This is a genomic window from Nocardia sp. NPDC050175 (assembly GCF_044459885.1).
Lineage (GTDB): Bacteria > Actinomycetota > Actinomycetes > Mycobacteriales > Mycobacteriaceae > Nocardia.
On sequence record NZ_JBITJI010000002.1, the window covers coordinates 768,959 to 790,302 of the forward strand.

The following is a 21,344-nucleotide window of genomic DNA, read 5'->3' on the forward strand; positions in this document are numbered from 1 at the left end:
CTACTTCCAGTAGGCCTGATATTTAATCGCGGTTTTGGGCACACCGTGCATTTGCTTGAACGACTTGACGATCGAACGCGTGGTGTGGCCGTCGCAGGCGATCCAAGCGAACGCGCCGTCCGGGCAGTCGAGTTCGTGCGCGGCTTCCCGGAGCAACCGGCCGTCATCGATGCGCTGCACCCAGGTCACCTTGTGGTGTGGCTTGCCGCGCACGGGAATCTGCAGGTCGGACTCGAACTGCCATTCCAGCCAGACCCTGGCCGGGACGTCACCGATCGCTTCCAGCAGCGAGTTGATCGCGGGCAGTGACGCGGTGTCCCCGAAAACGAGGTACTCGCTCGGTGTCGACTCGGGCAGTTGGAAGTCCGACCCGAGGACTGTCACGTCGAGGATGTCACCGATGGACGCGTTTTGCGCCCATTGCGCGGCGGGGCCGTTGTGCAGGGCGAATTCGATCGAGAACCGGTCGCCGTCGGGATCTTGATCGACGAGGGTGTAGCCACGCTGCTGTAGCTTCTCGTCGCTGCCGTCCGGGAACCAGCCGCGCACCCATTGCGTCGGGTGCACCGGGTGGTCGGCGAACAGCCCACCCGCGGTGAAGCCCAGCCGCAGGTACTTGTCGGTGACGAACTCGGTGGAAGTCACCGTGAGCTGGTAGTCAGCGCCGCCCCACGCCTTCATGATCAGACCATTGATTCCCTTACCCATGTCATTAGGTTAGCCTAACGAAACTAAATTGTCGCGCGGTAGCCGCGCTGCGAAATTCCTGGGCGGCCCAAGGCTGAACATCACGCGTAATATCCTGGGCCGCTGTCAGTTCGACCTAGGGAGGCGCGGTGACCCCGACGGTATCGACCGGGCTCGCGGCCTCGGTGCTGACGTTCGCGCTGGTTGTCGTGGTGGCCCGTTGGCTATTGATGGACAAGACGTTCGGCAATCGTCTTGTCAACCGCGCGCTGAGCTGGATGACCGGCGCGGCCGCCATTCAGGTTGCCGGCACGGGCACCGAGGTCGCCGACGTGACGTACCGGATGTTCCTCGGCGGTGGTGCCTACCCGCTCGCCTACGCCTACGGCATCGCGGCATTGTTCGCCGGCGTGGACGAAGACAGTGCTCGGCGTCGGCAGCCGCTGTACAACGCGGTAGCCGCCGTCGGCGCCGTGATCGTCGTGTGCATCGGCCGTCCGGCTGATCCGACGGATCCGAGCTTCGGCTGGCAGGCGCCGCTGGTCTGGGCGATTTTCAACGTCCCGACGGGGCTGTTCGGCATCCACATCGTGCGTGCATGCGTGCGTGAGCTGCGGGTAACGGGGACCACGATTCGGGAACGGCTGGTTTTCTCGGCGCTGCTGCTTGCGGGCATATACGCGACTTACGCCGCTGTCGTGTCCGGTGTTCGGGTGGTCGGCGGCAGGCCGGCCGACAGCCCGCCCGCGGACTGGACCACGGCGTCCTGCCTCACTTTTCTCATGATCACCGCTTTGCTGTCGGCGCCGGTGCTCGCAGTGCTGCTCGCTCGGGCCGGATGGGATCGCGCAGGCCGCCGCTGTCGGCGGCTGTTGCCACTGTGGCGCGACCTCACCACCGCGGTGCCCGGCATCGTGCTGGAGCAGGGACCCGCTGGCCGTGACCCCGAGCTTCGGTTGTACCGCATGCTCGTCGAGATTCAGGACGCGTTGCAGCATTTGAAGCAGTACATACCGCCTGGTGATCGGCGCGAGCAGTCCGTCGAAAAGTATGCCGCGCAGATCGCGCTGGCCGTCGAAGGCAAACAACGCGGCAGCGAACCGGCGGGCACGGTCGTGGTGGGAGACCGGTACGAGCTCATCGCGGAGGATCGGGATACCGAGTTGGACCGCCTGCTCGACCTGGCTCGGGTCTGGCCGACGGCGCGTACCGCGGCGTCCGAGGCCGCGCTCGTGCGTTGATCCGCGGTCGCTGCCGGCGGCCATCGAGGTCAGGTCGATACCGTAGGATCGGCTCCCGCTGATCACTTGGACGTGTACGGAGGTGCCGATGTCCCCTCGGATGCCTACCGACATCTTCGCCGCACCGTGTCCGGACGGACCGCGCCGATGACAGCGCCCGCGCCGATGTGGGTCGTCATCGCGGCGATCGCGGTGCTGTGCGGGGTCACGCTGGCCCGATGGATTCTCATCGTCGGCTCGCCTGCCGCCCGGCTGGTCAATCGTGCGATCTTGTGGGTATCGATCGGCGCGGTGACGCAGTACAGCATCGTCGCGGCCGGTCACGACGAGTTGGCGGTTCAGTTCTTCCTGTTCTGCTCGGGTCTGGCCGCCGCCAATTTGTATAGTCTGGCAAAGCTTTTCGTCGGCGCCGATCCCGCCGCTGTCCGCGATCGGCAGCGGATCTATAACGTCGCGGCGGTGCTCGCCGGCACCACGGTTGTGCTCGTTGGTGCGCCGGAAGGTACTGGTGGAGCGGGCTTCTGGGTGCGGGCGGTGCTCAGTTGGACGGTGTTCAATATGCCGCTGCTGGTGGCCGGAGTGCACATCGCGCGGGCCTGTCTGCGGGACATCCGGGTCGAAGCCTCGTTGTTGAAGCAGGTTCCGTACATCGGTCTGCTCGTGCTGGCCAGCGGATGGTTTGTCGGCGCGGCTCTCACGGTGGTGCAGGCCTTCGACGGCAAGCCGCCCGGAACCATATCGATCAAGTGGAGCTGGGCATCGTGCCTGTTCTGTGTGCTGGTCGCGCTCGTGACCGTAGTTCCGCTGGCGCAGGGAATCCTGGCGCGTGCCGGCTGGGATCAGACCGGGCGAAACCTGCGCAGGCTGGAGCCGCTGTGGCGGGACCTCACCACGGCGGTACCCGAGGTCGTGCTGCCCGCGGACATCGGACTCGGCCGGGATCCCGAGTCGCGGCTGTACCGGATGACCGTGGAGATCAGAGACGCGTTGATGCACCTCAGGCCGCATCTGGTCGTCGATGATGTGCCCGAGTCGTCCGTCGAGACCTACGCCACGCAGATCGCCCGCGCGGCGCGTGCCCGAGCGCGGGGGATCACTCCGCTGGGCGCCCCGCCGTCGCACTTTCAGCGGATATCAGCGCGCGACATGACTTCCGAGCTCGGTTATCTGCTCGATCTGGCGCGCCACTGGCCGAAGGCGCGCGATCTGGTCAGCGGTCGCGTGCAGGTGAGCCGACGATGATGCTGCCGACCGCGCATTCGGTCAGCTCGTCCACGGCGGCCGCGGCGGCGAAGGCAGCAGGATCGCCGAGGCCTTCGGCGTACGCGCCGAGTCCCATTGCTGTCGCGATGAGGGAGACGGTCTGTGAGACGGCGCCGACGTGTTTCAAGATGTCGGCGTAGGCCACCTGCCCGTAGCTCCGCGTGATGTGCCCCGACCGCGCGGCGAGCAGCAACACCAGTTGTGGTTCGTCGCCGTCAGCGAGAGTTATCGAGGCGGTGGCCAAAAGCCGTTGCACCGCAGGTGAATCCAGGTCGGCGACCGGACGGAGCACGTGGTCGAACGAGTTGTAGTGGTACATGCCCGGTGCGAGTCCGTCGACATGTCGCGCGATCGGGTAGAACTCGAGTTCGTCGACGCTGTCGCCCGACGAGCGGTGGCGAGCTGCCAAAACCGCACCGGCACTTCGGACATCGGCCGTCCGATACAGCAGCTCGGCCAGTTGATCGCGGGTGATCGGGTTGGCGTCATCGCACGCGGGGGTGGACCGCCGGTCGGCCAGCACCACCGTCAGCGTCGGGTCGGTGGCGCGCAGCACTGCTAAGTCGGGCGTCGCGAGCGGAATCGGTTCGCCGGAGTAGTTCGGCTTCCGCGCGGGTGGCTGCGGGAAGCTGTCCTCGGCCCGCGAGTCGGGGTGATCTATGTCGGCAGTGCGTCCGCCGAGCGTGCTGCGGCGGTGAAACCACAGGTCGGCGGCATGCCAACTGCGAGTGGCGAACTCCCGCTCCTCCTCGTCCGGATCGGCAACCAGAAACCCGCACCAGTGCAGATCGGCCGCCAACTGCGACTTGATCGAGACGTGCAGGGGCGACTCGGCCGCGCCGAAACCATCGAGCAGGGAGAGCAGCCTCGGGTCATGGATCCGCACGTCGCACCAGGACAGCGGGTGCTCGAGCACGAAGCCGTCCGAGTCCCGGTGCAGCACAGCGAATTTCGACAGCGTCGCGTGCCACGGGAGCCTGGTGGCGGGGCGAGGTGGCGGCTGTCCGAACGGCTGGATGCTGTACAGGTTGCGGCCGCCATCGCGCACGGTGACCGACAGCCAACCGCCGTCGGTCAGCCGGTCCATCAGCCCGGCGACATCGTCGGTGCCCGATCCGTCGGACAGTTGCGACACCGTCGCCGGGCCCTGGTTCAGCGTTCGCAGCGCTTGCAGCTGTCCGAGGCCGAGTCCGGACAGCTGTTCGTTGCGCGGCGGATGGAGCAGCGTCGCGCCCGCCGATGTCGTCAGACAGGTGACGCCCGCACGCAGTGCGTACCTGGTCTGGTCGGGATATGTGACGGCGGACAAAACCGCTGACCTCCGCTTGTCGATCCGATGTGGTGGTGCTACCTATTTCGCCGCGGCGGCGAACGCCGGCTCCAGCTTGTTCAGCGTGTAGGGCACCGACAGCGCGGTCGGCTGGTTGATCGCGCTGATTTCCTGGGTGGTGAGGAACACCACCGAACCCTTCTTCACCGCAGGCAGGTCGGCGTATCCGGGCAACTGCCGATACTTTTCGTCCAAGCCGGGGGAGTAGCCCGCGAGCAGCAGGTCGGCGGTGAGCTGGTCGACCCGTTCCGGCGACAGCGCGACCCGTCCGCCCTGGTTGCCGGGGAGTTCGCCGAACCCCTTCGGAATGTCCATGCCCAGCTTCTGGAACAGCTTGCTGGAGCCATCGTTCGGATCGGTGAGCACCATGAGTTGCGTGGGGCTCGCCAACCAGGTGCTGGCGAAGGTCTTGCCTTTGAGGCCAGGGTTGGCCTGAGCGATCTTGTCGATCTGCTTGTCGACGTCGGCGATGAGCTTCGTGGCGGCATCGTCCTTGTGCAGCACCTTGCCGAGCGTGGTCACCAGGTCTTGCCAGGGCGTTACCGCGTCCTTGCCGAGCGCGGGCAGGGTCGGGGCCACCTTGGAGAGCTCGTCGTAGGTCTTCTGATCGGCGATGAACGGATCGGCCAGGATGAGGTCCGGCTCCAGCGCCGCCACCTGTTCGGCGAGATTCCCGACTCGATCCAGGGCCTTAGCGGGTTCCAGTGTCTTCGGCTGCCACGGCGGTGTGCTCTTGGACATCGTCGCGATCTGGTCCACATACCCGACCGGGGGCACCCCGAGTGCCAATGTGGTGTCGAGCCACTGACTGCCAAGGGTGACGATCTTCTTCGGTGTTCCGGTCACGGTGGTCGAGCCGCGCGCGTGCGTGATAGTGACCGACTCGCCGCCGGAACCGGCGTCGTCGCTCGATGAACCGCACGCTGCCAAACCCAATGTCAGCGCGGCGGCGACGGTGGCCACCGTCGCTCTCGCCCAGCGTGACATCCGAACAGCCTTCATCAGTTGCCCCTTCGAGGAAGTTGTCGCCGGCTCGAGATACCTGCCAGCAATTCAGCCAAGGCTAACCTATCTAGCCCTAGAGGTGACCAGCCCCTCTTGATGGTTAGATCCGCTAATTATATAGTTTGCGGAGATAACCATTCGCGAGGGGACGCCGTGACGATGCCATCCACCGATCTCGATCTAGGCGAGGTTTCGACCATCCGCCGCAGGTTGCGCTACGACCGGGACCATCCGCACTACAAGTGGATCGTGCTGACCAACACCACGCTCGGGGTGCTGCTCACCGCGATCAACTCGTCGATCGTGCTGATCTCGCTGCCCGCGATCTTCCGCGGCGTCGGACTGAACCCGCTCGACGCGGGCAACGTCGGGTACCTGCTGTGGATGTTGATGGGCTACCTGCTCGCGACGGCGGTGCTGGTCGTCATGTTCGGCAGGCTCGGCGACCTCTTCGGCCGAGTTCGCGTGTACAACATGGGTTTCGCGGTCTTCGCGTTCTGTGCGCTCGCGCTGTCCTTCGATCCGTTCCACGGTGGCGCGGGTGCTATGTGGATCATCATCTGGCGGGTCGTCCAAGGTGTCGGCGGCGCGATGCTGACCGCCAACGCCACCGCCATCCTCACCGACGCGTTCCCGGCCAAGCAGCGCGGCACGGCGCTCGGCATCAACATGGTCGCGGCGGTCGCGGGTTCGTTCCTCGGCCTGCTCATCGGTGGCGTGCTGTCGGAATGGGATTGGCGCGCGGTGTTCTGGGTCAGCGTCCCGATCGGCCTGCTCGGCGCGTTCTGGTCGTACCGGTCGTTGCACGAGGTCGGCATCCGTTCGGTGGGCAAGGTCGACTGGGCGGGCACGATCACCTTCGGGTTCGGGCTCACCGCACTGCTCACCGGCATCACCTATGGCATTCAGCCCTACGGCGGCCACGCCACCGGCTGGTCCAGTCCCTGGGTGCTCGGGGCGGTGATCGGTGGTATCGCGCTACTCGGTGCGTTCTGTGTGGTGGAGAGCAAGGTCGAGGACCCGATGTTCCATCTCGCCCTGTTCCGCAACCGCGCCTTCGGGCTCGGCAATTTCAGCAACCTCATGGTCTCCATCGGCCGTGGCGGCATGCAGTTCATGTTGATCATCTGGTTGCAAGGCATCTGGCTTCCGTTGCACGGCTTCAGTTTCGAGTCGACGCCGCTGTGGGCCGGTATCTATCTCCTGCCATTGACCGTCGGATTCCTTGCGGCAGGACCGGCTTCAGGCTGGTTGTCGGACCGCTACGGTTCACGTCTGTTCACCACCGGTGGTGCGTTGATCGCGGGCCTCACCTTCGTGCTGCTGCTGATCCTGCCCGTCGACTTCAACTACTGGGTGTTCGCCGCGATCATCCTGCTCAACGGCATCGGCAGCGGACTGTTCTTCTCGCCCAACACCGCAGCCATCATGTCCAGCGTGCCCGCAGCACAACGCGGTGCGGCCTCGGGTATGCGCGGCACGCTGTTCAACGGCGGCAACGCACTGTCCATGGGAATCTTCTTCTCCCTCATGGTCGTCGGCCTTGCCTCCAGCCTGCCGTCGGCCCTGGACGCCGGGCTGCGCGCCCAGGGTGTCTCCGCCGGCGCCGCCGCCGATGTCGCCGGTCTGCCCCCGGTGGCCAGCATGTTCGCGGCGTTCCTCGGCTACAACCCGATCCAGGAATTGCTCGGCCCGACAGGCGAATTGGCCAAACCCGGTGTCAACGCCGACACCCTCACCGGCCAGGAGTTCTTCCCGCACTTGCTCACCGGCCCATTCCACACCGGCTTGGTCGTCGTCTTCGTCGCTGCCGCGATCATGATGTTCCTGGCCGCCGCCGCATCGTTCTTCGCGGGCAACAAGTACGTGCACGACGAGCAGTCCGAACTGGCCGAGGCCAAGGAGCTCGCGCACACCGCGCCCGTTCCCGCGCGCTGATCGGAGGTCGCACCACCCAACGGTTCGAGGCGGGCGCGCGCGGCACCTATTGTCACAACAATGCAGTCCGCGCCGCCCTTGCTCGCTGGGATCGTCGTCCTGTTGACCTGCCTCGTCCTCGGTGGTCGGTGGTTGCTGGTCAACGAGACGACCATCGATCACCTGGTGAATCGATCCCTGAGTTGGAACACCGGCTCGGTTCTCGGGTACGCGTGCGCCGCCGGCCTCGGTTACCCAGATTTCGGGCAGCGGCTTTTCCTCGCGATCGGCGTGATATCGCTGTCCAATTTCTTCGGGTTCGTCGCGCTACTCGACGGAGCCGATCCTCGGACATCGCGCAGCCGTCAGCGCCGGTTCGACACGTTCGCCGGGTCTTTCGGACTCTTCGTGCTGATCTGCGCGGCCGCCGAGGAGACCGGTCTGTACCTACACCGCTTCGTCGACTGGGAGCGGGGGGCGTGGGTGTCGGTCTATGTCTTCTGCCTGTGGGGCAGTGTGTTGCTCGTCCGTGCCTGCGTTCGTGAACTCCGTGCCGCGGCACCGACGAGGCGCGAAAAGCTGACCTACTCAGCCTTGCTGGTCTTCGGCGTCTACTGCGCGGACAGCGCGTTCTACGGGGTCCTGAAACAGATAGCCGGCGAGTCACCGGGACGGCCGGGGCTGTTCGCGGCCGCGGCATCTTTTGCCTGCATGGCGCTACTTTCCGCGTTGGTCGCGATCCCGTTGATCAATGCCGTTGTCGTCTGGGCTGAACTGGATCAGGCCGGCAGGCAGTGTCGCCGTCTGCACCCACTATGGCGCGATCTCACCGACGTCGTCCCCGAGGTGGTGCTGCACCCGGAGGCGTCGGCGCACCGAGACTCCGCCGCCCGCCGGTACCGCATGACTGTCGAAATCGGCGATGCCTTACTGCATTTGCGGCAGTTTGCCCCCGACACCGATTCGCCCGGCGCCGAGACGATCAGCGCCCATGCCCGGCGGATCACCGAAGCCGCTGAGCTGAAACGGCGCGGTATTCCTGCGCCACATCGAAACGACAAGTCCCGCAGTGTCATTCATCCGCCTGCCGAAGATCGCGCCGCCGAACTGGATAACCTGCTTGCCTTGTCGCGCGAATGGCCCCGTGCCTTCGCTGCGGCCAAGACTTCCCGCACACCGAATCGCGTGCGAAACGATGTGCGGGAAGTCGAAGGGATCAGAAGGTGACGCGCTGGTCCTGCGGCATGAAGAGTTTGTCGCCGTCCTTCACGTCGAAGGTGCGGTAGAACTCCTCCAGGTTGCGGACCACCTGGTTGCAGCGGAATTCGGCGGGGGAGTGGGTGTCGGTGGCGAGGTAGCGGACCGTCAGCGCTTTGGTCTGCTTCTCCCGCCAACTGCGGGCCCAGGACAGAAAGAAGGTCTTGTAGTCCGGGTTGTCGACACCACGGCGCTTCTCCGAGATGCGGAAGGCCGCCAGCGTGATCTGCAGGCCGCGCAGGTCGGCGAGGTTCTCGCCGACGGTGAGTTCGCCGTTGATGTGCTGGCTCGGGTCGAGACCCTCCGGCACCAGGACGTTGAACTGATCGATGAGCTGCTTGGTCTTGGCCTCGAACGCGGCCCGGTCCTCCGGCGTCCACCAATCCCGCCGGTTGCCGTCGCCGTCGTATTTGGAGCCCTGATCGTCGAAGCCGTGGCCGATCTCGTGGCCGATGGTCGAGCCGACGGCGCCGAAGTTGACGGCGGGCTGGGCGTCCTTGTCGAAGAACGGCGGCTGCAGATACGCGGCGGGGAACACGATCTGGTTGGAGGTCGCCGAATAGTAGGCATTCACCGTCTGCGGCGACATCCCCCATTCGGTCTTGTCGACCGGGGTGCCGAGCCGGGCGAACGCCCGCTTGGACTCGAAAGTATTGATGGACAGCAGTGATTCGACCAGCTTGCCCCTGGTGATCTTCATCTGCGAGTAGTCGACCCACTTGTCCGGGTAACCGATCTTGGGATCGATCTTGTCCAGCTTCGCGATCGACGCCGTCCTGGTCGCCGGGGACATCCAGGTCGAGTTGGTGAAGTTGTCCCGATACGCGGCGATCACATCGTCGAGCATTTCCTTGGCCCGCTGCTTGGCCTCGGGCGGAAAGTACTTGTCCACGTACACTTTTCCGAGCTGCTCGCCCAACTTGTCGTCGACGATCCCGACCCCGTACTTCCAGCGGTCCGGACGCTCCTCCTGGCCGTTGAGCACCTTGCCCTTGAACTCGAAGTTCGCGTCGTTGATGGCCTTGGGCAGATACGGCGCGAAGTCCCGAATCACGCTGATCTTGAGATAGTCACGCCACGTGGCGATGTCGACCTCGGTCCACAACTGCCCGGCCGCCGTGAGGAACGACGGCTCGCCGACCACCATCGTCTCGAACAGCGACCGCGGCCGGTCGGTGTTCCCGGCCATCCACGGGTCCCAGTCGAATGTCGGTGCCAGCGCGGTCATCTCGGCCCACTTGAACACGTTGTAGGTCGCGTCGGTATCGCGGGTGCGCACGTTGTCCCAGTGCGCGGGCGCGATTCGCTTCTCCAAGTCGAACACGCGCTGCGCCAAGCCCTCCGGATCGGGCAGCCCCGCGCCGGCGGCGATGCGCCCCAGGAAGATTCGATACTGCGCGAGCACGTCGGCGTATTCGGGCTTGCGGTAGTACTGCTCGCCGAGCCCGAGTCCGGACTGCCCGACCGACGGGATGTAGGCGTTCGAGTTCTTCCGGTCGGTGCCGATGCCGATGCCGATCAGACCGGAGATCGGCAGCTCGGCCATGACCTTCGCCAGGTCCGCCTTGGCCGCGGCGCCGTCGATCTTGCCGAACAGCTCGGCCAGCGGGGTCATGCCGAGCCGCTCGATCTCGTCCCAATCCACCCTCGCGTCGAACAGGTCGCGGATCTGCTGCTCCTCGGAGCCCGGCTTCGGATCCTTGATGCCGTCGATGATCTCGCGCAACTGTTGCTCGGTGCGTTCGGCCGCCTCGCTCGTCGAACCGTAGGAGACCTTGTCCGGCGGCAACTGGTAGTCCCGCAGCCACTTCCCGTTGACATACCGGTACAGGTCGTCCTGCGGACGGATCGCCTCGTCCGCGCCACCCATGTCGACGCCCGTGAGCGGTTTACTCGCCTCTTTGGTGTCGCTCGAGCAGGACGCCAGCGCGGCAGCGGCGGGCACCACCCCGAGCGCGATCAGGAAGGCACGACGGTCCAGCTGTCCGAGACGTGTCACGAGGATTTCCTCTCCCGATGCGGCCACACCGCATCCTCGTCAGGCGCAATTAGTTCGCCCGAGGCTACCCGCCCGCCGCGCTACTCGGCTGTTCATCTCAGAGGCTGACGCGCTGGTCCGGAGCCAGGAAGAGTTTGTCGCCCGCCACCACGCCGAACGTGCTGTAGTACTCCGCGATATTGCGGACCACCTGATTGCCGCGAAACTCGTTGGGCGCGTGCACGTCCCTGGCGAGCAGCATCTCCTTCTTCTGCTTGGTCGCCTGCTGCCGCCAGATCCTGGCCCAGGACAGGAACACCGTCTCGAGGTCCGGCTGCTTGCCGTCGCGCTCGGCGGCGGCGCGGTAGGCGGCCAGTGCGATCTGCAGGCCGCGCAGGTCGGCGAGGTTCTCGCCGACGGTCAGCGCGCCGTTGACGTGCTTGCTCGGATCGAGGCCCTCGGGCACCAGCGCGTCGTACTGCGCGATGAGCTGTTTGGTCTTCGCCTCGAACGCGGCCGTGTCCTCGGGGGTCCACCAGTCGCGCCGGTTGCCGTCGCCGTCGTACTTGGCGCCCTGATCGTCGAAGCCGTGCCCGATCTCATGGCCGATGACCGCGCCGATGCCGCCGAAGTTCACCGCGGGCGCGGCGTCGGCGTCGAAGAACGGCGTCTGCAGGATGGCGGCGGGGAAGGTGATCTGGTTGGCGTTCGGGTCGTACATGGCGTTCACCGTCTGCGGCGGGAAGCCCCATTCGGTCTTGTCGACCGGCGTACCGAGCTTGTTGAAGGCGCGAGCGACCTCGAAAGTCCTTACGGCGCGCACAGATTCGACCAGCTTGCCCTTGGTGATCTTCACCCCGGAGTAGTCGATCCACTTGTCCGGGTACCCGATCTTCGCGACGATCTTGTCGAGCTTCGCGAGCGCCGCGGTCTTGGTCGTCGACGACATCCACGAGGAGTTGGTGAAGTCCTGCCGGTACGCGGCCATCAGATCGGCCACCAGCGCCTTGGCCCGATCCTTGGACTTCGCCGGAAAGTGCTGGGCCACATAGAGTTTGCCGAACGGCTCGCCGAGGTTCTGGTTGACCGTCGCGAGGCCGTCCTTCCACGCCTCCTGGCGCTGATCACTGCCCTGCAGTGTCTTGTCGACGAATTCGAACGAGGCGTCCGCGATGGTCTTGGGCAGGTAGGGCGCGAACTCCTTGACGACACCGAGGCGCAGGTACTCCCGCCACTGCGCGATGTCGACGTCGGCCCACAGCTGGCCCGCGGTCGTGACGAAGGAGGGTTGCCGGACCACCAGGCTGTCGAACAGCTGCGGCGACCGGTCGGTGCTGCCCTTCAGCCACTGATCCCAGTCGAATTGCGGTGCCAGCTTGGTCAATTCGGCCCAGCTGAGCAGGTTGTAGGTGGTGTCGGGATCGCGGTCGCGGACGCTGTCCCAGTAGCCCGCCGCGATCCGGGTCTCCAGGTCGAGCACCCGCTGCGCGGTGCCCGCCGGATCGGGCAGGTTCGCGCCCGCGCCGATGTGCTCCAGATAGGTCCGGTAGGCGGCGATCTGCTCGGCGTATTCGGGCTTGCGGTAGTACTGCTCGTCCAGATTGCCGTCGATGCCCGACTGGCTGATCATGGCGATGTAGTTGCTGGAGTTCTTCTGATCGACGACGACCTGCAGCCCGATCAGACCCGAGATCGGCAGCGAACCCATCACCCGGGCCAGGTCCGCCTTGGTCGCCGCGCCGTCGATCGCGGCGATCAGGTCGGCGATCGGTGCCAGGCCGAGCCGCTCGATCTCATCGCGATCGAGCCTGGCGTCGTACAGATCGCGGATCTGCTGCTCGGTCGAGCCTGCCTTCGGATTGCGGATGCCCTCGACGATGCCGCGCAGCTGCTGCTCGGTGCGGTCGTTCGCCTCGTCGAAGGTGCCGAACGACGACTTGTCCGGCGGCAGCTGATACTGCGCCAGCCAACTCCCGTTGACGTGCCGGTAGAGATCGTCCTGCGGCCGGATCGCCGGGTTCGCCCCGGCCAGGTCGACGCCGGTGAGCCGGACGTTCGAGACTTGCGAATCCTGTGCGCAGGACGCCAACGTCGCCGCGGCGGGCACAGCCGCGAGGGCGAGCAGGAAGGCGCGGCGATCGAGACGAGCGGACGAACTCAAGAGCATCCCCTTTTCGGTACGGTCGAGCCGAACGGTGCTTCTCCATATTGATCTTGCTCGACCCGAGGGTAGTGGCGCCCGATGGCGCGCCCGGGGAGACGCGGGTCTCAACCAGGGGCCCGATTTGGGACGACCTGCGGGTTCACCTACACTGGACCAGTTGCCTGCGGGAGCTATGCCCGCAATTCGGCAGTGAACCCCCAGTGGTTGGTTCTCGAGTTGCACATTCGGAGCCACGAAACCGCTGGCAGGCGCGCGTCCGGAGGGCAACTGACCATGCCCGTCGGGTCGGCAATCCGGCGTGCGTATACATCCAGGTCCAGGAGGAGCTGAAGTGATTCAGCAGGAGTCGCGACTGCGCGTCGCCGACAACACGGGCGCGAAGGAAATCCTTTGCATCCGCGTTCTCGGTGGTTCGTCGCGTCGCTATGCCGGTATCGGCGACATCATCGTCGCTACCGTGAAGGACGCTGTCCCCGGTGGCAACGTCAAGAAGGGTGAGGTCGTCAAGGCCGTCATCGTGCGCACCACCAAGGAGCGCCGTCGCCCGGACGGTTCCTACATCAAGTTCGACGAGAACGCGGCCGTGCTGATCAAGGCGGACAACGACCCGCGTGGCACCCGCATCTTCGGCCCGGTCGGCCGCGAGCTGCGCGAGAAGAAGTTCATGAAGATCGTTTCGCTGGCCCCGGAGGTGCTCTGACATGAAGGTGCACAAGGGCGACACCGTTCTGGTCATCTCGGGTAAGGACAAGGGCGCCAAGGGCAAGGTCATTCAGGCCTACCCGGAGCGCAACCGGATCCTGGTCGAGGGCGTGAACCGGATCAAGAAGCACGTCGCGAACTCCACCAACCAGCGTGGTGCCTCTTCGGGCGGCATCGTGACCCAGGAAGCTCCGATCCACGTGTCCAACGTGATGATCGTCGACTCCGATGGCAAGCCGACCCGCGTCGGTTACCGGACCGACGAGGAGAGCGGCAAGCGGGTCCGGATCTCCCGTAACAACGGGAAGGACATCTGACATGACTACCTCTGAGCAGACCCAGCCGCGCCTGAAGGCGCGCTACCGGGCCGAGATCAAGGACGCGCTGAACAGCGAGTTCAACTACGCCAACGTGATGCAGATCCCCGGCGTGGTCAAGGTTGTCGTGAACATGGGTGTCGGCGACGCCGCCCGCGACGCGAAGCTGATCAACGGCGCGGTCAAGGACCTCGAGCTGATCACCGGTCAGAAGCCGGAGATCCGCAAGGCGACCAAGTCGATCGCGCAGTTCAAGCTGCGTGAGGGCATGCCCATCGGCGCGAAGGTCACCCTGCGTGGCGATCGCATGTGGGAGTTCCTGGACCGCCTGGTCTCCATCGCGCTGCCCCGTATCCGCGACTTCCGCGGCCTGTCGCCGAAGCAGTTCGACGGCAACGGCAACTACACGTTCGGCCTCAGCGAGCAGTCGATGTTCCACGAGATCGACGTGGACTCGATCGACCGTCCGCGCGGTATGGACATCACCGTCGTGACCACCGCGACGAACAACGAAGAGGGCCGCGCCCTGCTCAAGCACCTCGGCTTCCCGTTCAAGGAGAACTGACGATGGCCAAGAAAGCACTGCGGATCAAGGCTGAGGCCAAGCCGAAGTTCGCCGTCCGCGCCTACACCCGCTGCCAGCGTTGCGGTCGCCCGCACGCGGTCTACCGCAAGTTCGGCCTCTGCCGTGTCTGCCTTCGCGAGATGGCGCACCGCGGTGAGCTGCCGGGCGTGCACAAGAGCTCCTGGTGATCCTGCTCTCCTCGTGAGTGCAGTCGTCTAGGACTTTAAAACTGAACAAAGGCACGGTCTCCACTGGAGGCCGTGCCTTTGTGCGTTCTCGCCGTTGATAATTCGTCAGTTATGCCTGCCCAGCAGTTCCAGCGAGCGCTGGTGCGCGCTGACCGCCAAGGCGGTCTCCCGCGCGGCGTCGGAGCCGCCTTGTCCGGCGAGGTACGTATGCAGATTGGCTTTGGCCTCGTACCAGGCCGCGCGCTCGATATCGCCGGCCTCGGCAGTGGGGCGGCTCAGAGTCAGAGCGGTCATTTCGACCAGGACGTTCACCCGCGGATCCTCCTCGGCAATGTTTCAGATGTATCGCTTAGTACACCGTGACCTGCGTCCGGAGTGTTACGCCCGTCGCGAGCACCTACGTAGTATGTGCAGCTCTGCCACCCGCCCAATAGAGGTCACGTGACGTTCGCTGAGATGTCCTATCGAGGTTGCTGGGTCGCGTCGAAGTCGCCTAAGCCCCAGCAGAACTCCCGTGTAAAGCCACATTGCGGCATTGTTGCATCCAATGTGCTGCATAATTGCCGCCGGATTCGGGACCCATCCTGGCCCCCAGCGAGCGATGAACCTGGTGAGCTGGTTGAGTCCGATCCAAGAACTTGATTGCACAAGGGCACGGCCTCCACTGGAGGCCCTGCCCTTGCGTGTTCCAGATATGTTGCGGCAGTTCAGAAGTCGAGCTCAGACCAAGGGATGTGGATTGGGAAGGGGAACTCGATATCGATCCCTGCGGTGTCTTTCGGTGTCCATTTGCCGGTCAGCAGGTAGTTGGCTGGGTAAAGCGGATGCACTCCGGCGGGGAGGTCGCCGTGGTTCGTCTCCAGAGCAAAAGCACGAACCATAGCGATCGCACTCTTTTCGCGCTCCAGCGTTACTTCCCAATACCAGGGAATGCCAGCCCTGGCGTATCGCGCCTTCTTCTCGTCCATATCGGTCTGACTGTTCGACGGAGACAGCACCTCACCTGCAACGACGACGTCTTGTGCGCGTATGTCCTGGTAAGGGGCGTCGAGACACCGGTAGACCAGGAAATCGGGCGTGACGAAGTCAGACTTACCAGATTGGCCGAAGAACACGTTGGTCTCGAAGTCGGCGCGCCAGCAGTGCTGTGGCCGCTCCGTCGTCTCCGAACGCGCGCATCGCTTGAGGGCGCTGGTCAACGCGAACGTAAACGCCTGGTGTTCGGCCGGTCCCCGTCGTAGCCAGACAACCCGCCCTTCCCACAGCTCGATCTGCCCGGCGATATCGTCGGGCAGTTGCTCTAGCTCCTCCCAGGTCATGTACTCAGGGAGGTCAGGCCGTTCGATGCGCGGCAGCGACATGATCCAATCCTAGCCTTGACCAGCAGCTGCCGAGACCCTCGTCGTGCGCGGAATCCGCTGGAACCGAGGCCGCGTCTGGTGCGTCATAGTAAGGACGGAGCAACGTTGAGTCACCATCGAGAGGAGCTGGTCGGCCATGGGAGATCCATCGTCGCTATCGGTCGAACCCGAAGAGGTGAAAGCGTTGGGACGCCTGGCCTACCAGATCGCGGAAGAGTTGAAGTCCGGGTATTCGTCGCTGGTTACCGATACCAAGGTCACGATCGACAGTTGGGCGGGGAACAACGCAGGTGCATTTACCGCCGCGTGGGACGAGTTCCATGAAGGCGCGGACCAGGTGTGGGATGCGTTGCTCGAGCTGGCGGAAAAGCTGGGCGTGACTGCTGAAACGCTCCGTACGACCGACCAGTCCTTCGCCTCGGGCCTCAGCTCCCTGGACCTCCCTTGAACGGGGGCCGAACTCATGTCTGCTGACACGCCGGCATTTTCGGTCGACCTCGACAAACTCGAGGAGTTGGCCGCACGCATGCGCGCGTACAAGGCCGCGGTGGCCGATCGTCTGGCGCAGCTCGAGGCCAAAGCCAAGGAGGTCGAGGGCGTATGGGTCGGCGCCGCAGCCGTGGCCTACAGCCAGGCGCACACGGAGTGGGCAGTGGGGGTAACCGACATGCAGGACGGGCTCGCGGCCCTGGAGGCAGCGTTGAAGACCGCCCATGACAGCTACATCAACGCCGCATCCCAGACCCTCCGGATTCTCGGCATATGACCAAGCTCGAGGTAGATCCGAAGGTCTACTACCAGGCGGCGATCAACTGTTTCGATGCCGCCGCCGCACTGAACGACAGCTTCAAATACGTCTTCGGCGAACTCAACAGCTGCGGGCAGATGGCGGGCCGAGACGAAGACGGCCGCGCCTGGGCGAGCTCTTATGACGAGTCCGCCCGCGACGCCGTCTCGTTCTTCGACCAAACCTTTTCCACCCTGCGCGCCTACGGCACCGCCCTCAACGACCTGGGTTTCGAACACGCCAAATCCGATGCCTCGCTGAAAGGCACAGCACAGCCGGACAGACCGGCCGACGCCGCATCGACAGTGACGTTCGGGCCCTACGCACTCCCGGCATCAGCAGCGGGCGGAACTCCGCAAGGCCTGGCGAAAACGTCGATCGAAGTACTCGACGCCATCAATTGCCCACTCCCAGACGGCAACACCGACACTCTGACCAAGGCTGCCGACGCCTGGGACTGCCTCGGCACGATCTACCAAAACACCAACGCCAAAGACAAAATCACCATCGCCGCCAGCCTCTTCGACGACGTCACCTCCAAGGACGCAGTCCAGGTCCGCGAAGACCTGAAAACCCTGGAAACATCCATCGGCCAACTCCTCACCACCTGCACCCAGATCAGCAAAACCTGCCTCGACTACAAAGAGTCGATCGTCGAACTCCGCAACGAGATCAAGGGTTTCATCGAATCCATCATCGAGGAAGCCGCAATCAACGTGGCAGTCATCGTCATAGCCTCCTGCCTAACCGGCGTCGGCGGCCTGATCGCCGGCGCCAAAGCCGCAGAATCGGCCCGCAAATGGGCTGTGAAGATCAAAGAAGCCGTCTCCGCCTGGCGAGCGCGCAAAGTCCTGCAGCTCAAGGGACTCGCCGAGGACGCGAAGACCACCCTCGCAAAGGGCAGGCAGGCCGTCAAAGACCTACGCGACCGGTTAGGAAAGAAGGGCGATGGCTTTGGAAAGCTTCCCAAAAGTCGCGGCAAAATCGATGAAACGGAGAAGGTATTCTCTCCGGAGGAGAGAAAGATTGCTGATCTGTTGGCAGACGAAGGAAAAGATGTAAAGTCCGTCAAGGAAGGCGCAAATCGGACTCCTGATTCTACTGTTGATGGAGTGCCGACGGAATTCAAGTCACTGGACGAGGGTGCGTCGAATGTATCCGTTAAGAACGCCCTGAACAGTGCGGGCGGCCAAGCTGAGCACGCTATTATCGATGCACGAGCAAGTGGGATCTCGCAGGAAGAAGCTCAGCGTGGGTTGAATAGATTCTTGGGTGCCAGTCCTGGCAAGATGAAGGGTGTTCGAATTGTTGGAGACGGCTGGGAGATCAATTGGCCATAGGAAGGACTTCCCGTGAGTGCCTACCATGAAATATTTCTGAAGACCGCAAAGCCGTTCGATGAAGTGATCGAAGATGTCGGCGAAGCTGTCGGGGCCGAACTCGCCTCTGAGTCATCGTCGAATGCCGTTATGTTATATCGTGCAGTGACGGACTCTTCTGTTATCGAGGTTGAGTCTTCACACGCATACGAGGACGATTATGGTATCGAATTCTCGAGGTTCCCCATCCTGATCACAGTCCGCGACCTGGACTCTGACAAGGGTCGAGAAGAATCCGCAGCGCGCTCGCTCCTTCAGGGCTTGGCAAAGGATGGCGGCTACGCAGGTCTGCTGGTTTTCGATCTGAAGAGACAGCTTGCCGAGATTTGAGCGACAGCGAGAAATCTCGAGAATATTGTGGACTCAATATGCTGATCTCCGAAACTGTCTTCGATCTGTATTGAGCTGGTATTCCTAGAGGTGCTGGGCAGGAGTGCAGGAAGCTTTTGTAGGAACCGACCTGTTCTTTCCCGCGTCGCTCGCGGCAAACGAGGTGGCGGCAGATGTATGTCGCAGGCCCGGGGAGATTGGTCGATTCGCTAGGTGGGAAGTAGATGCGATGAGCTATGTCTTCGATGTCGATGGTAAGACGGTCTGGAGCCCGTCACTGCGGGTGGGCGAGCTGTACGTCCGGATGCTTCGGGATGTCGGAGCTGTTTTGGGTGCGCCCACTGGGCTCAACGCACTTTCTGCCGATATGTGGGACATTGATATCGACGCCTTTGAGGAACTCATAAAGATAATGTATGAAACATACTTCGCGAGCGGGCATCAGGCGTTCAAAGCTCTGATCGGGGGTGTCCTCGCACCGTCCATTGTGATCCTGGAGCGTGGTGGCAAGGAAATTCGCCCCGACACTGATGAAGAGCGGGAGTTTTACGGTAGAGCGCTTGGGTTATCGATGGCCTGCTGAAGTGGGCTGAGGGGGCAGGGAAGGCTGGTGATTCGATGAATTCGGTGATTGACCTTCGTGCTTTTTGGCCGGAAACGCGGAGGGGGGTGCGCAGCTGGTACGAGTGGCAGGCTGCGGCGATGCGGAGCCGAGGAGAGTTCGTGGGTCGAGGTCGAGTCGCCGGTGCTTGCACGGAGTATGAATTCTGGCTCGCCAATCCACCGCGATTCAATGACGATCGACTGTGCCTCGACATCGGCGGCCTGGAGTGGGTTACTGCGCAGGCAAAGGATGGGTGGCTTGTTGCGAAAGTCGAGCGAGATCTTCCCAGCCCCGTTGGCGTACTTCGCAGCTTTGTGGATATGGAAAAGTATCTACTGTGCCTGATGGGAGGGGTGCCGTATATCGGAGAGCTTCGTGCAATGGCGCCAGGCACAAGATGGTACCGAGAAGGTCTCAGTCCTCGTGTCCGGCTCGAGAAGAAGGATCCGACGCTCGATTATTCGGATATATCCCTCTATGTCGATGATGAAGTCGTCGATCGCGGTCACCTCGGAGAAATTGATGCGATCCGATTCTCGCATCCCCTTGTGATGACGTATGAACAGGTGGACTTGAGTTTCAAAGCCGGGTTGCCGCACGAATGGTTCGCACTCGACGTCTCCGTGATCGAATGACTCCTATCTCTGCTGATGTCCTAATGGCAGGGGTATGTCCAGGTCCAGAGGGTTCTGGTGACCTGTAGATCGGGCCAGTCTTCGTCGAATTCGACGAAGTGTGTTCCGCCTAGGAAATCGAGGTCGGCTGGTGCGGGTGGTCGAATCGGTTTCAATGATGAGGGCTCTGCTGGGGAGGTTTCGACCCAGCCGCCTGAATAGGTGAAGCGTTGGGTTTCCGAGACCGGGCGGAATCCGTTGAAGTAGTCCTCAGACAGGAAGATGGTTACCTCGGAGCTGAACAAATCGGGTGTGCTGACCAGGCATGCGATGCGGCTGTGGGGCGGGCGGCGTGAGGATTGTTCGACTGCTTCGGCCGCGGCGAACACGGTAGCGAGGCAGGTCTTGCGGATCGCGTTGGTTGTTTGCGGTGAATCGACCAGCTTGTTGAAGACCGGAATCTTGAAGTTCCAGTAGCGACGGTCGGCGAGGATGTCCGCGTCGGGGATCTGGTCGGCGATCCACTCCGGCCACTGCGCGAGTTGGCGCAGGTGACGTCCGGGGTTACGGAGCTTCTTGTCCGGATTCAGGTCGAGTCGACGCATCTGTGCGGAGTCCGATCCTTTCGAGGAGCCGTGGGTGGGCAGATGGTCAGATCACTGCTGCCGGGGCGGTGCTGTGTACCGCGCTGTTCCGCTCGCCGACATGTACCAGCATGCCGGCGTGGGTCATTCGACGTAGCAGCAAGCTGGCTTGCTGAGGCGTGATCATGCGCAGTTCGGATGCCTGTGCTCGGCCTATGGAGCCGAACGATATTGGATCGTTTATGCATAAATTTGCGTAGAACAGGTCGACCGATTTGATCGGTGCAAATATATTTGATCGGTGCAAATATATGCGACGAGCCGGATGGTCCCGAGATGCGCTCGGAGGCCGAGCCGCGCGGCTATCGGGTCAGGTCGGCGAAGCTGATCTCACCGAGCACGACATGCTCGAGTTCGAGGAAACCTTCGCGATGCAGCCGGTGTAGTCGATACTCGGCGGCGTGCGCGTCGAGTCGGAACTCGCGGACCTCTTCGATGTCGTACTTGGTGTCGAGAGAAACGACCAGATACGCCGGAATGCCTGCGCGGGCATACTGAACCTTTTTGTCGAGCAGATCCTCGGCCGCGGTAGACGGTGACGAAACCTCGATGACGATCAGCGCATCGCCTGCCTCCGGCTTCGCGCCGCGTTCTGGCAGACAGCGGTAAACCATCACATCCGGTCGGCGGAATGTGAACTTCGGTACCCGCCAAAGGACAACGTCGATATCAGTTTCGACGCGCACGCATGGTTCGGTACTCGGCAACTGCTCCATGGCGCCGGCGAGTCTACGGGCGACCCGATTGTGCTCCGGTACCGGTGATTCGCAGACGATCACATGCCCGTGCACAACCTCGATCTCGCGCGAGATGTCCTCGGGCAGGCTGCGGTACTCCTCCTCGGTCATCTCGTGCGGCAGGCCGGCCGACACGTCGATGGTCATACTTGGCAGCGTACCCAGTCGGTCCTCCGTCGGAGCTGCGTAGTGGCGGCATCGTAGCCATCGAACGCCCCGGATTTGGCCGTCAGCTGGGGGTTGTCTACACTAGACCGGTTGCCTGGGCACCTCT

23 protein-coding genes are annotated in these 21,344 nt (G+C 63.5%); 14 read left to right on the top strand and 9 right to left on the bottom strand.

The features are described 5' to 3' along the window. The gene (locus ACIBK2_RS09015) at positions 1–708 is read right to left on the bottom strand and encodes a siderophore-interacting protein (RefSeq protein ID WP_396965225.1); all 708 of its coding nucleotides are present in this window, start codon (positions 706–708) and stop codon (positions 1–3) included. Positions 709–836: 128 nt separating this feature from the next. Here ACIBK2_RS09015 and ACIBK2_RS09020 point away from each other — a divergent pair, with 128 nt between their 5' ends. Both ACIBK2_RS09020 and ACIBK2_RS09025 read left to right on the top strand, forming a co-directional pair. Next, on the top strand, positions 837–1,928 hold the full coding sequence (locus tag ACIBK2_RS09020) for an MAB_1171c family putative transporter (RefSeq protein WP_396965227.1): 1,092 nt from the start codon (positions 837–839) through the stop codon (positions 1,926–1,928). Positions 1,929–2,075: 147 nt separating this feature from the next. Continuing rightward, the gene (locus ACIBK2_RS09025; protein WP_396965230.1) at positions 2,076–3,170 is read left to right on the top strand and encodes an MAB_1171c family putative transporter; all 1,095 of its coding nucleotides are present in this window, start codon (positions 2,076–2,078) and stop codon (positions 3,168–3,170) included. Here ACIBK2_RS09025 and ACIBK2_RS09030 read toward each other — a convergent pair. Both ACIBK2_RS09030 and ACIBK2_RS09035 read right to left on the bottom strand, forming a co-directional pair. Next, a complete protein-coding gene (locus tag ACIBK2_RS09030; protein ID WP_396965232.1) occupies positions 3,139–4,500 on the bottom strand; it encodes a SagB family peptide dehydrogenase in 1,362 nt (453 codons plus the stop codon). The two genes, ACIBK2_RS09025 and ACIBK2_RS09030, sit on opposite strands and share 32 nt — an antisense overlap. Before the next feature lie 42 nt (positions 4,501–4,542). Continuing rightward, positions 4,543–5,523: an ABC transporter substrate-binding protein gene (locus ACIBK2_RS09035; RefSeq protein ID WP_396965234.1), complete on the bottom strand. Its 981-nt coding sequence runs from the start codon at positions 5,521–5,523 to the stop codon at positions 4,543–4,545. A gap of 162 nt (positions 5,524–5,685) precedes the next feature. On the opposite strand from ACIBK2_RS09035, the gene ACIBK2_RS09040 reads away from it, so the two are divergent. Together ACIBK2_RS09040 and ACIBK2_RS09045 are read left to right on the top strand one after the other, a co-directional pair. Continuing rightward, a complete protein-coding gene (locus ACIBK2_RS09040; protein WP_396965893.1) occupies positions 5,686–7,464 on the top strand; it encodes an MFS transporter in 1,779 nt (592 codons plus the stop codon). Positions 7,465–7,524: 60 nt separating this feature from the next. Continuing rightward, positions 7,525–8,670, top strand: a complete 1,146-nt coding sequence (locus ACIBK2_RS09045) for an MAB_1171c family putative transporter (RefSeq protein WP_396965236.1) — start codon at positions 7,525–7,527, stop codon at positions 8,668–8,670. Here ACIBK2_RS09045 and ACIBK2_RS09050 read toward each other — a convergent pair. Next, positions 8,660–10,699: a M13 family metallopeptidase gene (locus tag ACIBK2_RS09050; RefSeq protein WP_396965238.1), complete on the bottom strand. Its 2,040-nt coding sequence runs from the start codon at positions 10,697–10,699 to the stop codon at positions 8,660–8,662. The two genes, ACIBK2_RS09045 and ACIBK2_RS09050, sit on opposite strands and share 11 nt — an antisense overlap. 97 nt (positions 10,700–10,796) lie before the next feature. Next, entirely contained in the window at positions 10,797–12,839 is a 2,043-nt protein-coding gene (locus ACIBK2_RS09055; RefSeq protein WP_396965240.1) for a M13 family metallopeptidase, read from the bottom strand. Between the two features lie 334 nt (positions 12,840–13,173). On the opposite strand from ACIBK2_RS09055, the gene rplN reads away from it, so the two are divergent. From rplN to ACIBK2_RS09075, 4 genes are read left to right on the top strand one after another with little or no spacing between them, the layout of a single operon-like run. Next, positions 13,174–13,542 carry a 50S ribosomal protein L14 gene (rplN, locus tag ACIBK2_RS09060; RefSeq protein ID WP_107654146.1) on the top strand — a complete coding sequence of 123 codons (369 nt, stop codon included), beginning with the start codon at positions 13,174–13,176 and terminating at the stop codon, positions 13,540–13,542. Position 13,543: 1 nt separating this feature from the next. Beyond that, positions 13,544–13,861, top strand: a complete 318-nt coding sequence (rplX, locus tag ACIBK2_RS09065; RefSeq protein WP_150404095.1) for a 50S ribosomal protein L24 — start codon at positions 13,544–13,546, stop codon at positions 13,859–13,861. A 1-nt stretch (position 13,862) separates the two neighbouring features. Further along, positions 13,863–14,426, top strand: coding sequence for a 50S ribosomal protein L5 (rplE, locus tag ACIBK2_RS09070; RefSeq protein ID WP_107654148.1), 564 nt, complete (start codon positions 13,863–13,865; stop codon positions 14,424–14,426). A 2-nt stretch (positions 14,427–14,428) separates the two neighbouring features. Continuing rightward, a complete protein-coding gene (locus ACIBK2_RS09075) occupies positions 14,429–14,614 on the top strand; it encodes a type Z 30S ribosomal protein S14 (RefSeq protein ID WP_040731429.1) in 186 nt (61 codons plus the stop codon). A gap of 105 nt (positions 14,615–14,719) precedes the next feature. Here the strand turns inward: ACIBK2_RS09075 and ACIBK2_RS09080 are convergent, their stop codons facing one another. Further along, complete coding sequence (locus tag ACIBK2_RS09080; protein WP_357386189.1) at positions 14,720–14,908, bottom strand: hypothetical protein; 189 nt, start codon at positions 14,906–14,908, stop codon at positions 14,720–14,722. 413 nt (positions 14,909–15,321) lie between these two features. Then, the gene (locus ACIBK2_RS09085) at positions 15,322–15,975 is read right to left on the bottom strand and encodes a Uma2 family endonuclease (protein ID WP_396965245.1); all 654 of its coding nucleotides are present in this window, start codon (positions 15,973–15,975) and stop codon (positions 15,322–15,324) included. 136 nt (positions 15,976–16,111) lie between these two features. Between ACIBK2_RS09085 and ACIBK2_RS09090 the strand changes: the two genes are divergently transcribed. The 6 genes from ACIBK2_RS09090 to ACIBK2_RS09115 all read left to right on the top strand — a co-directional run bounded on the left by ACIBK2_RS09090 (position 16,112) and on the right by ACIBK2_RS09115 (position 19,710). After that, positions 16,112–16,423, top strand: coding sequence for a WXG100 family type VII secretion target (locus tag ACIBK2_RS09090; protein ID WP_396965247.1), 312 nt, complete (start codon positions 16,112–16,114; stop codon positions 16,421–16,423). A gap of 15 nt (positions 16,424–16,438) precedes the next feature. Further along, on the top strand, positions 16,439–16,741 hold the full coding sequence (locus ACIBK2_RS09095; RefSeq protein WP_396965249.1) for a WXG100 family type VII secretion target: 303 nt from the start codon (positions 16,439–16,441) through the stop codon (positions 16,739–16,741). Continuing rightward, on the top strand, positions 16,738–18,102 hold the full coding sequence (locus ACIBK2_RS09100; protein ID WP_396965251.1) for a hypothetical protein: 1,365 nt from the start codon (positions 16,738–16,740) through the stop codon (positions 18,100–18,102). The genes ACIBK2_RS09095 and ACIBK2_RS09100 overlap by 4 nt, the downstream gene beginning before the upstream one ends. A 12-nt stretch (positions 18,103–18,114) precedes the next feature. Next, entirely contained in the window at positions 18,115–18,471 is a 357-nt protein-coding gene (locus ACIBK2_RS09105; protein ID WP_396965253.1) for a hypothetical protein, read from the top strand. A gap of 229 nt (positions 18,472–18,700) precedes the next feature. Next, complete coding sequence (locus tag ACIBK2_RS09110; protein ID WP_396965255.1) at positions 18,701–19,054, top strand: DUF6086 family protein; 354 nt, start codon at positions 18,701–18,703, stop codon at positions 19,052–19,054. A gap of 35 nt (positions 19,055–19,089) precedes the next feature. Beyond that, on the top strand, positions 19,090–19,710 hold the full coding sequence (locus tag ACIBK2_RS09115; RefSeq protein WP_396965257.1) for a hypothetical protein: 621 nt from the start codon (positions 19,090–19,092) through the stop codon (positions 19,708–19,710). Positions 19,711–19,730: 20 nt separating this feature from the next. Here ACIBK2_RS09115 and ACIBK2_RS09120 read toward each other — a convergent pair whose 3' ends face one another. Both ACIBK2_RS09120 and ACIBK2_RS09125 read right to left on the bottom strand, forming a co-directional pair. Next, on the bottom strand, positions 19,731–20,294 hold the full coding sequence (locus ACIBK2_RS09120; RefSeq protein WP_396965259.1) for a DUF3916 domain-containing protein: 564 nt from the start codon (positions 20,292–20,294) through the stop codon (positions 19,731–19,733). A gap of 341 nt (positions 20,295–20,635) precedes the next feature. Further along, positions 20,636–21,217, bottom strand: a complete 582-nt coding sequence (locus tag ACIBK2_RS09125; RefSeq protein WP_396965261.1) for a Uma2 family endonuclease — start codon at positions 21,215–21,217, stop codon at positions 20,636–20,638. Positions 21,218–21,344 lie beyond the last annotated feature (127 nt).

Coding starts and splice junctions, on each gene's coding strand:
- ACIBK2_RS09015 (WP_396965225.1), bottom strand. CDS start 708: ATGGGTAAGGGAATCAATGGTCTGATCATGAAGGCGTGGGGCGGCGCT.
- ACIBK2_RS09045 (WP_396965236.1), top strand. CDS start 7,525: ATGCAGTCCGCGCCGCCCTTGCTCGCTGGGATCGTCGTCCTGTTGACC.
- ACIBK2_RS09085 (WP_396965245.1), bottom strand. CDS start 15,975: ATGTCGCTGCCGCGCATCGAACGGCCTGACCTCCCTGAGTACATGACC.
- ACIBK2_RS09125 (WP_396965261.1), bottom strand. CDS start 21,217: ATGACCATCGACGTGTCGGCCGGCCTGCCGCACGAGATGACCGAGGAG.
- ACIBK2_RS09095 (WP_396965249.1), top strand. CDS start 16,439: ATGTCTGCTGACACGCCGGCATTTTCGGTCGACCTCGACAAACTCGAG.
- ACIBK2_RS09115 (WP_396965257.1), top strand. CDS start 19,090: ATGAATTCGGTGATTGACCTTCGTGCTTTTTGGCCGGAAACGCGGAGG.
- ACIBK2_RS09040 (WP_396965893.1), top strand. CDS start 5,686: ATGCCATCCACCGATCTCGATCTAGGCGAGGTTTCGACCATCCGCCGC.
- ACIBK2_RS09025 (WP_396965230.1), top strand. CDS start 2,076: ATGACAGCGCCCGCGCCGATGTGGGTCGTCATCGCGGCGATCGCGGTG.
- ACIBK2_RS09075 (WP_040731429.1), top strand. CDS start 14,429: ATGGCCAAGAAAGCACTGCGGATCAAGGCTGAGGCCAAGCCGAAGTTC.
- rplE (WP_107654148.1), top strand. CDS start 13,863: ATGACTACCTCTGAGCAGACCCAGCCGCGCCTGAAGGCGCGCTACCGG.
- ACIBK2_RS09110 (WP_396965255.1), top strand. CDS start 18,701: ATGAGCTATGTCTTCGATGTCGATGGTAAGACGGTCTGGAGCCCGTCA.
- ACIBK2_RS09035 (WP_396965234.1), bottom strand. CDS start 5,523: ATGAAGGCTGTTCGGATGTCACGCTGGGCGAGAGCGACGGTGGCCACC.
- ACIBK2_RS09090 (WP_396965247.1), top strand. CDS start 16,112: ATGGGAGATCCATCGTCGCTATCGGTCGAACCCGAAGAGGTGAAAGCG.
- rplX (WP_150404095.1), top strand. CDS start 13,544: ATGAAGGTGCACAAGGGCGACACCGTTCTGGTCATCTCGGGTAAGGAC.
- ACIBK2_RS09080 (WP_357386189.1), bottom strand. CDS start 14,908: ATGACCGCTCTGACTCTGAGCCGCCCCACTGCCGAGGCCGGCGATATC.
- ACIBK2_RS09100 (WP_396965251.1), top strand. CDS start 16,738: ATGACCAAGCTCGAGGTAGATCCGAAGGTCTACTACCAGGCGGCGATC.
- ACIBK2_RS09120 (WP_396965259.1), bottom strand. CDS start 20,294: ATGCGTCGACTCGACCTGAATCCGGACAAGAAGCTCCGTAACCCCGGA.